General features: G+C 50.6%; 6 protein-coding genes and 1 pseudogene. 2 read left to right on the forward strand and 5 right to left on the reverse strand.

Annotation, left to right across the window (positions count from 1 at the left end):
* Window positions 1-1,382 precede the first annotated feature (1,382 nt).
* The 5 genes from gabT to A7090_RS04120 all read right to left on the reverse strand — a co-directional run bounded on the left by gabT (window position 1,383) and on the right by A7090_RS04120 (window position 7,749).
* Window positions 1,383-2,663: a 4-aminobutyrate--2-oxoglutarate transaminase gene (gabT, locus tag A7090_RS04100; RefSeq protein ID WP_105273136.1), complete on the reverse strand. Its 1,281-nt coding sequence runs from the start codon at window positions 2,661-2,663 to the stop codon at window positions 1,383-1,385.
* A gap of 13 nt (window positions 2,664-2,676) precedes the next feature.
* Window positions 2,677-4,125 carry an NADP-dependent succinate-semialdehyde dehydrogenase gene (gene gabD / locus A7090_RS04105; protein WP_105273137.1) on the reverse strand — a complete coding sequence of 483 codons (1,449 nt, stop codon included), beginning with the start codon at window positions 4,123-4,125 and terminating at the stop codon, window positions 2,677-2,679.
* Between the two features lie 22 nt (window positions 4,126-4,147).
* Window positions 4,148-5,416, reverse strand: coding sequence for an L-2-hydroxyglutarate oxidase (gene lhgO, locus A7090_RS04110; protein WP_105273138.1), 1,269 nt, complete (start codon window positions 5,414-5,416; stop codon window positions 4,148-4,150).
* A 19-nt stretch (window positions 5,417-5,435) separates the two neighbouring features.
* Window positions 5,436-6,413 carry a glutarate dioxygenase GlaH gene (glaH, locus tag A7090_RS04115; RefSeq protein WP_105273139.1) on the reverse strand — a complete coding sequence of 326 codons (978 nt, stop codon included), beginning with the start codon at window positions 6,411-6,413 and terminating at the stop codon, window positions 5,436-5,438.
* A 520-nt stretch (window positions 6,414-6,933) separates the two neighbouring features.
* On the reverse strand, window positions 6,934-7,749 hold the full coding sequence (locus A7090_RS04120) for an ankyrin repeat domain-containing protein (protein ID WP_105273140.1): 816 nt from the start codon (window positions 7,747-7,749) through the stop codon (window positions 6,934-6,936).
* A gap of 370 nt (window positions 7,750-8,119) precedes the next feature.
* Between A7090_RS04120 and A7090_RS26415 the strand changes: the two are divergent.
* Together A7090_RS26415 and A7090_RS04125 are read left to right on the forward strand one after the other, a co-directional pair.
* Window positions 8,120-8,182, forward strand: a pseudogene (locus A7090_RS26415) (hypothetical protein); the annotation flags it as partial.
* A 491-nt stretch (window positions 8,183-8,673) separates the two neighbouring features.
* On the forward strand, window positions 8,674-9,274 hold a 601-nt coding region (locus tag A7090_RS04125; protein WP_105273142.1), incomplete at its 3' end, for a cytolethal distending toxin subunit A/C.

The following is a 9,274-nucleotide window of genomic DNA, read 5'->3' on the forward strand; positions in this document are numbered from 1 at the left end:
CATTTTGTAGGCCGGACAAGACGCGCAGCGTCGCCTCCGGCATTCGTGCGTCGATTGTCGGATGCGGCGTAAACGTCTTATCCGACCTACAGATTCATTTCTTAGGCCGGACAAGACGCACAGCGTCGCCTTCGGCATTCGTGCACCGATTGTCGGATGCGGCGTAAACGCCTTATCCGACCTACAGGTTCATTTCGTAGGCCGGACAAGACGCGCAGCGTCGCCTCCGGCATTCGTGCGCTGATTGTCGGATGCGGCGTAAACGCCTTATCCGACCTACAGGTCCATTTCGTAGGCCGGACAAGACGTGCAGCGTCGCCTCCGGCATTCCTGCGTCGATTGTCGGATGCGGCGTAAACGCCTTATCCGACCTACAGGTTCATTCTGTAGGCCGGACAAGACGCGCAGCGTCGCCTCCGGCATTCGTGCGCTGATTGTCGGATGCGGCGTAAACGCCTTATCCGACCTACAGGTCCATTTCGTAGGCCGGACAAGACGCGCAGCGTCGCCTCCGGCATTCGTGCGCTGATTGTCGGATGCGGCGTAAACGCCTTATCCGAGCTGCATGTTCATTTCGTAGGCCGGACAAGACGCGCAGCGTTGCCTCCGGCATTCGTGCGCCGACTGTCGGATGCGGCGTAAACGCCTTATCCGACCTACAGATTCATTTCGTAGGCCGGACAAGACGCGTAGCGTCGCCTCCGGCATGAGTGCGCTGATTGTCGGATGCGGCGTAAACGCCTTATCCGAGCTGCATGTTCATTTCGTAGGCCGGACAAGACGCGCAGCGTCGCCTCCGGCATGAGTGCGCTGATTGTCGGATGCGGCGTAAACGCCTTATCCGACCTACAGGTCCATTTCGTAGGCCGGACAAGACGCACAGCGTCGCCTCCGGCATTCGTGCGCTGATTGTCGGATGCGGCGTAAACGCCTTATCCGACCTACAGGTTCATTTTGTAGGCCGGACAAGACGCGCAGCGTCGCCTCCGGCATTCGTGCGCCGATTGTCGGATGCGGCGTAAACGCCTTATCCGACCTACAGGTTCATTTCGTAGGCCGGACAAGACGCGTAGCGTCGCCTCCGGCATTCCTGCGCTGATTGTCGGATGCGGCGTAAACGCCTTATCCGACCTACAGGTCCATTTTGTAGGCCGGACAAGAAGCGTGGCGTCGCCTCCGGCATTCGTGCGCCGATTGTCGGATGCGGCGTAAACGCCTTATCCGACCTACAGGTCCATTTTGTAGGCCGGACAAGACGCGTAGCGTCGCCTCCGGCATTCGTGCGCCGATTGTCGGATGCGGCGTAAACGCCTTATCCGACCTACAGGTCCATTTTGTAGGCCGGACAAGACGCGCAGCGTCGCCTCCGGCATGGTACGGTGCTACTGCTTCGCTTCATCAAAACACTGGCCGATGATCTCCAGACCCTGACGAATCTGAGCGTCTTCTATGGTGAGCGGTACAAGGATGCGCAGCACGTTGTAATACGGGCCGCAGGAGAGAAGAATCAGGCCCTTATCGCGGGCGCGCGCCACGATCTCGGCGGTGAGTTTGGCATCCGGTTTGCTGTGATCGCCATCCTCAAACAGCTCGATGGCGATCATCGCCCCCAGTCCGCGTACATCGCCAATCTCCGGGTGTTTTTCGGCGATCGCCAATAACCCGTCTTTCAGCTTTTGCCCCAGGTCGTTGGCTTTTTGCAGCAGATTTTCCTGCTCGAACACCTTCAACACTTCCAGCGCCGCGACGCAGGCAATCGGGTTACCCGCATAGGTGCCGCCCAGGCCGCCCGGTGCGACAGCATCCATCACTTCCGCGCGCCCGGTGACGCCCGCCAGCGGGAAGCCGCCCGCGATCGATTTCGCAAAGGTGGTGAGATCCGGCGCAACGCCCATCTGCTCCATCGCAAACAGCGTGCCGGTACGTCCCGCGCCGCTCTGCACTTCATCGGCAATCAACATGATCCCGTGCTCATCGCACAGTGCGCGTAAACGTTGCATGAAAGCTGGTGTCGCGGCATAAAAACCGCCTTCGCCCTGAACGGGTTCAATGACGATGGCGGCGATATCTTCCGGCGCCGCGTCATTTTTGAAGATTCGGTGGATACTGGCGATCGCGTCATCCTCGCTGATGCCGTGCAGCGGACAAGGATAAAGCGCACGATAAACATGGCCCGGCATCAGGCCCATCCCCGCAGAGTACGGATTCACCTTGCCGGTCAGCGCCAGCGTGTAGTGCGTACGCCCGTGGTACGCGCCGCTAAAGGCGATGGTCCCGCTGCGTTTGGTGGCGGCGCGGGCGATTTTCACCGCGTTTTCCACCGCTTCGGAACCCGTCGTCACCAGCAGCGTTTTTTTGGCGAAATCGCCCGGCACCTTCTGATTCATAATCTCGCACAACTCCAGATACGGCTCGTAAGCCAGCACCTGAAAGCAGGTATGCGACAGTTTTTTCAACTGCGCTTCCACTGCCGCAACCACTTTCGGATGCAGGTGCCCGGTATTGAGCACCGCAATCCCGCCCGCGAAATCAAGATACTCACGGCCTTCAACGTCCCACACCCGGCAGTTTTCCGCACGGTCAGCGAAAATCGGGTGAATTTGCCCAACGCCACGGGGAATCGCCTGACTGCGGCGCTGCATTAACTCTTTATTGCTGCTCATTCGCGTTCTCCAGTTAAAGACCGATGCACATATATTTGATTTCTAAGTAATCTTCGATGCCATACTTCGAACCTTCACGACCCAGGCCCGAGGCTTTGATACCGCCGAACGGGGCGACTTCATTGGAAATAATGCCGGTATTGATGCCGACGATGCCGTATTCCAGCGCCTCGCCCACGCGGAAGACGCGGCTTAAATCACGGGCGTAGAAATAGGCGGCAAGGCCAAATTCGGTATCATTGGCCTGCGCAATCACATCAGCTTCATCTTTAAAGCGGAATAGCGGGGCGAGGGGGCCGAACGTCTCTTCTTTCGACACTTTGGCGTCGGCCGGAACGTCCACCAGAATGGTCGGCTGGAAGAAGTTGCCGCCGCGTTCGTGCGCTTTACCACCGCAAACCACGCGCGCGCCTTTCTCCAGCGCATCGGCAATATGCTCTTCCACTTTTGCCACCGCTTTTTCATCGATCAGCGGCCCGATGGTGACGCCTTTATCCAGCCCGTCGCCGATGTGCAGTTTGCTCACCGCCTGCTGCAATTTTTCGGCAAAGCGGTCATACACGCCGTCCTGTACGTATAAACGGTTGGCGCAGACGCAGGTTTGCCCGGCGTTGCGGAATTTCGAGGCCAGCGCACCTTCCACGGCTTTATCGAGATCGGCATCATCAAAGACGATAAACGGCGCGTTACCGCCCAGCTCCAGCGACACTTTTTTGATGTCTTTCGCGCACTGTGCCATTAACTGGCGGCCAATTTCGGTCGAGCCGGTAAATGACAGCTTGCGCACCAGCGGGTTGCTGGTCAGTTCGTTACCCACTGCGCCCGCCGAACCGGTGACCACGTTAAATACGCCAGCCGGAATGCCTGCGCGGATCGCCAGCTCTGCCAGCGCCAGCGCAGAGAACGGCGTCTGACTGGCGGGCTTCAGCACCATCGTGCAGCCTGCCGCCAGCGCCGGACCGGCTTTGCGGGTAATCATCGCCGCCGGGAAGTTCCACGGCGTGATGGCGGCGGTAACGCCAATCGGCTGCTTAATAACAATCAAGCGTTTATCGGCCTGATGACCAGGAATGGTGTCGCCATAAATACGTTTGCCTTCTTCGGCAAACCACTCAATAAAGGAGGCGGCGTAGCTGATTTCGCCTTTCGCTTCAGCCAGCGGTTTGCCCTGTTCGAGGGTCATCAGGCGCGCTAAATCGTCCTGATGCTCCATCATCAAATTGAACCAGTTGCGCAGAATGGTGGCGCGTTCTTTGGCGGTGAGCGCACGCCAGGCGGGCAGGGCGCGGTTGGCGGCGTCGATAGCCGTACGGGTTTCATCAGCGCCCATTTTCGGCACGCTACCCAGCTTGTCGCCGTTCGCCGGATTAGTGACGTCGATGACCTCGCCATTGTTGGCGTCCAGCCATTCCCCGTTAATCAACGCCTGCTGACGGAATAAGTTACTGTCGGTAAGTTTCATCGCTACATCCTGTTTTCAAAGGTTATTGATTAAACGCGGCGTGTAAGGCATCCACACTACGTGCCGCTCGCAGCGTGCGTCCGGGGTTACTCTGGCTTGCCAACAGCGTTTGTACCTTGCTGACAATATGCGCACCAATAGGAATTGCTGATGTCGCTGCCGGGGAGGGCGCATTGCAGGTGTGGATCGTGCGCGGGGTGGTGACAAACAGAAAATCGTCAATCAGCTTGCCGTCCGGCGATACCGCCTGCGCCCGCACACCGGCGGGCCAGGGCTGGAGATCGCTTAACGAAAGCCGGGGACAATACTTTTGCACCAGTCGCAGATAGCCGCTTTTGCACAGCGAGTTTTTCATCTCGCCCAGTCCTGAGCGTAGATGGTTTTGCAGCACCCGGCGAATCCCCGAGGAACTCAATATCTCCAGCGTGTCGCTAAACGAGAAATCGCGCTTGCGATAGCCTTCGCGTTTGAAAGCCAGCACCGCGTTTGGCCCGACGGTCACGCTGCCGTCGATCATGCGGGTAAGATGAACACCCAAAAATGGCATTGCCGGGTCGGGAATGGGGTAAATCAGGTGGTTAACAATCTGGTTATGCTCTGGCGCAAGGCGAAAATACTCGCCGCGAAACGGGCAGATAATAAAGCCTGGTTCAAGGCCAAGCATTTTCACCAGCCGATCAGCCATTAGTCCGGAGCAGCTAATCAGCGTTGACGCTTGATACTCACCGCCCTGACGGGTACGGATCGTCACGCCGTTTTTATGCTCATTGAGGCCGCTGACTTCAGCGTTATAAATAATCTCGCCGCCTCTGGCCTGAAAGATTTTTGCCATTGCCGCTGTGATTTCACGATAGCTGACAATGCCGCTGGAAGGGACAAAAATGCCGCTGAGTCCGGTGATATTTGGTTCGCGCTCGCGCAGCTCGTCGGCGTTTAACCACTCGCGCTCAATACTGTTTGCCGCCGTGCGCTCCCACAACCCGCGCATCCGTTCTATTTCGAGATCGGAGGTGGCGACCAGCATTTTGCCGCAGTTGTCATAACGGATGCCGTTTTGATCGCAAAAGGCTTTGGTGGCGCGATTCCCCGCCAGGCAAAACTGCGCTTTCAGGCTGCCGGGTGTGTAATAGACCCCGGCATGGATCACGCCGCTGTTGTGGCCCGTCTGATGACAGGCCGGTCCGGACTCTTTTTCCAGTAATGCAATGCTGGCGTCCGGATAGACATCAATCAGTTGCATGGCGGTAGACATGCCGATAATGCCGCCGCCAATAATCACAAAATCATACATCCGCTCAATTCCTTTGCGCTTACTGATGCGTCTGGTAGTGGTTAGTGGCGTAAGCGAAGTAGCCACGCTGGCGCATCAGTTCACGACGCAGATCCGGATGCGCGATAAAGCGGTCGCGACCGTGCAGCCAGAACAGATTGTTAATCAACAGGAATTTGCCAACGGGAACGGGTACAGAAAGAATGTTCTTGCTGGTTTCAATGGCGTCCGAAAGCGCGCTCAACCACACACCTTCTTCAAAATCTTTTGGCTGAACGAACTGGTCGATATAACGCATCACCGGGCGACCCTGCTGGTCGACATCGAACACCGGATGGAAGACATCTTTGCTGACGTTTTTGCTCGGCGGCGCGGCAAAACGCATTGGGCGGCGCGCCAGCGAGTGGTGGAAATAGTGGTCCAGATGTTCCCAGTCATCGAGATGCAGCAGCAGTGAGTTGCCACCCTGCATGTTCTGCTCGTCGATTTTCATCATCAGCACGTAATCGGTGATCTCTTCGACGTAGGTGCCGTCGTTGTGCAATTCCATCACGCGGTGCGGCTGACGCAGATAGCTATCTGAGTTATCGACATTTTTCACCACAAAACGCGCGTAGTACTGACCGCTCATCGCGTCGAAATTGGAGCGACCAATCAGATGCGCTACCGCCGTTGCCAGTTTCACCATCTCATCGGCCTGCGCGACATCATCGACACCCACCGCATTGATCAACAGCGCACCTTCAGCACGATTTAACAGCGTCTTCAACAGCAGCGGTTGCAGCTGATTCGCACACAGATCGTCGAGAATTTTGCCCACCCGAAAACGCAGAAACGATTTGTACTCCAGCGCCTGCACGGGCCACTCGGCAACCTGTTCGAGAAACTGTCTGGTCGTCTGTTCGGTGAAGGTGAGTTCCAGCAGACGCGGGGATTGCGCCGACGGGGTGAGGGTGAATCCGCTATAGTCCTGGCCTGAATCGACAGCGTTGGTGTGTACGGCGGTCAGTGCATTCATCAGAAGCGATCCTCTTATGAGATGTAGGGTGACATGGCGATGTTTATTTCGTAGCCATAATCTAAAAATATCTACATTTCTGAAAAATGCGCACAAAAGCGTCATATTGTTTTCTTATTGTGATCGAAAACAACAAATTAGTAATATTTAATGTGAGGTATTAAAACAAAGTGAAAAATAAATTAATAGTTAAAGCAACAGGTTAGGTTGGAATTGCCCTCTGAGAACAGATTAACTGGTCGATAAAAAACAGTAAAAGTGAATGGCTTCACTGCAAAATGACCGTTAGTAAACTAAACATATTATCTGCCCCGTTATAGCAGGTCAGATATGACATGAAATTACGAATATACTCAATAAACCTCAAGACGCAGGTTTGAGTACCTGAAAGTGATCGTTTATTCGGGATGCCAGAGAATCCGTTATACCCGGCAGCGTATGACTGAAAAAAAGAATCAGTTCATCACCCGCAGTGGCTTTAATTCATTCATAATATTCAATGAATTGTCTTTGTTTCTCTTCACTGAATTGAATTTATAATTTCCACTATTTTTTCCTGATTTAATTCAATTGATCTTTCCAAAGGCGAACCATCAAATTTGATAAAGTTTTTGTTGTACTTTACTTTAATTCCAAAATCAACATTGTTATCTGTTAGTAATTTAATAACATCAGCATACTCGTTAAAGCAAATATAAATCAAAAGTTCGCATTTGTCTTTGTAAACACAAGAAATATCCGCTCCTTTACTTAACAAGAAAGCGGCTAAATCTCTATGATTGCGTCTACATGCCCACCAAAAAGCAGGAGTTATATAATCTATATCTATACCGTTTTCTATTAAAACCTTAGCCCCCTCAACATTTCCAGAGCTAGTTGTCCAATCTAAAGCATTCATTTTAGCAGATGCAAGTTGATTAACATCTAATCCTTGATCAATCAAAAATTGTGTCATCCTGCCTGAACACTTTTCTGCTGAAATGAATAATGCTGATTCCTTTTTACAGCCTACTGCATGAATATTTGCTCCATTTTCAAGTAAGTATGATGCAATATTTTCATGCTTATGATGTAAAGCCCAAAGAAAAGGCGTTTCTTGGACTGTATTACGGATATTCAAATCAGCTCCAGCTTCTACGAGCATTTTTACAATATCCAAATTGCCATCTTCACAGGCAATATGTAAAGGTGTTCCAAAATAGCTGCACTTTTTATTTAAAATAGTTGACTTGATATTTTTTAAATAGTTTCTAATATTGTTTGAGTTTTTTGTGGCACAGGCATAGTTTAATGTATTTTCAAAACCTGCTTTTACCATGTCATCATTTCTTGACATTTTTATAGCCTCTCTAAATTAGTAACAACGAATATGATTGGATGGTCACTATGTGATCTCCCTGTGTATGAGAATGCTCATTTTTAATAAATGAATAACCTGTTGTGATAAATTTTACAAAACTATTCACCTGGTAAATTAAAACTCATCAATGTTAGCATTGATATATATATCAGAGTCAGAGATAAATCGTCCCTTACATTTTGCTCTGTTCGGTATGCTATCGATATGCATAATCTTTTTTATATCTTTATCTATAGCATATTCAATAAGCAAAATATAGCCCTCAAGTTTCTATAACTACGGTTTATGAAAGTGCAGAAATAACGAGCAAATGGCATCATTCCTGCTTTTGTCAGAGGGCTCCACCATGCTTATTGGCTATGTACGCGTATCAACAAATGACCAGAACACCGATCTACAACGTAATGCATAGAACTGTGCAGGATGTGAGCTGATTCTTGAGGATAAAATCAGCAGTATGGAGCGCATTGCCAACGATGTATTTATCTTCGTCAGAGTGAGATGAAAGGTACGTTGAATACAATGGGGGAACTGGGTTCAATATGAGAGTTTGGCATTGATAACGAACTGGTCGTTATGGATATTGAAGAGTGGGCCATACTACTGGGGATATTGATTTTTATCTGAGAGTAACTCATTAAGATAAACATTAAAAAATAAGATGAAAAGATATTAATCACCATAACAATATCGAGACTTACAGCAAACATATAAAATAAACCAGGCGGTAACATGAGGGAAGTTAATTTTTGTAACTCATGGGATATTAACGAACGTTATAGTAATGTTGTTTGTTATGATGTGATTATATATTCTGATTAATGCGATTGATAAAAAATCATATTGATTTGTTGTTTCTGTTTTCTTATAAGAAAAGAAGGGGTGCAGAGGAGAAACATCATGAATAAAAAATTGATTGCATTTTTGTGCTCTTTTTTAATAACCGGATGTTCCAATGGAATAGGTGATTCACCTTCCCCTCCGGGAAAAAATATAGAATTAGTCGGAATTCCGGGGCCGGGGAGGCCGGTGGCTTCAAACGGTGTATCATCAACATCTGGGAGCAACCGCACTGATTTTCCTGAAGTTTCAATAATGAGTACTGGGGGGGCGTTACTTACGGTTTGGGCCAGACCTGTTCGTAACTGGCTCTGGGGATATGCTCCATTTGATTCAGTAAGTTTTGGGGAAAATCGAAACTGGAAGGTTGTGGATGGTAAAGATGCCGGTACAGTGAAATTTGTTAATGTTGCCCAAGGGACTTGCATGGAGGCCTTTAAAAACGGGGTGATACATAATACCTGTGATGATAATTCGTTATCTCAGGAGTTTCAGTTACTGCCTTCTACTAATGGTAATGTGCTTATAAGAAGTAGTGCCTTGCAGACGTGTATAAGAGCAGACTATTTAAGCAGAACTATACTGTCACCGTTTGCTTTTACAATCACCCTTGAAAAATGTACTGGTGAAAAAGAAGAAAAGCAAGAAATGTTAAGCGCAA

Source organism: Escherichia sp. MOD1-EC7003, from assembly GCF_002965065.1.
GTDB lineage: Bacteria > Pseudomonadota > Gammaproteobacteria > Enterobacterales > Enterobacteriaceae > Escherichia.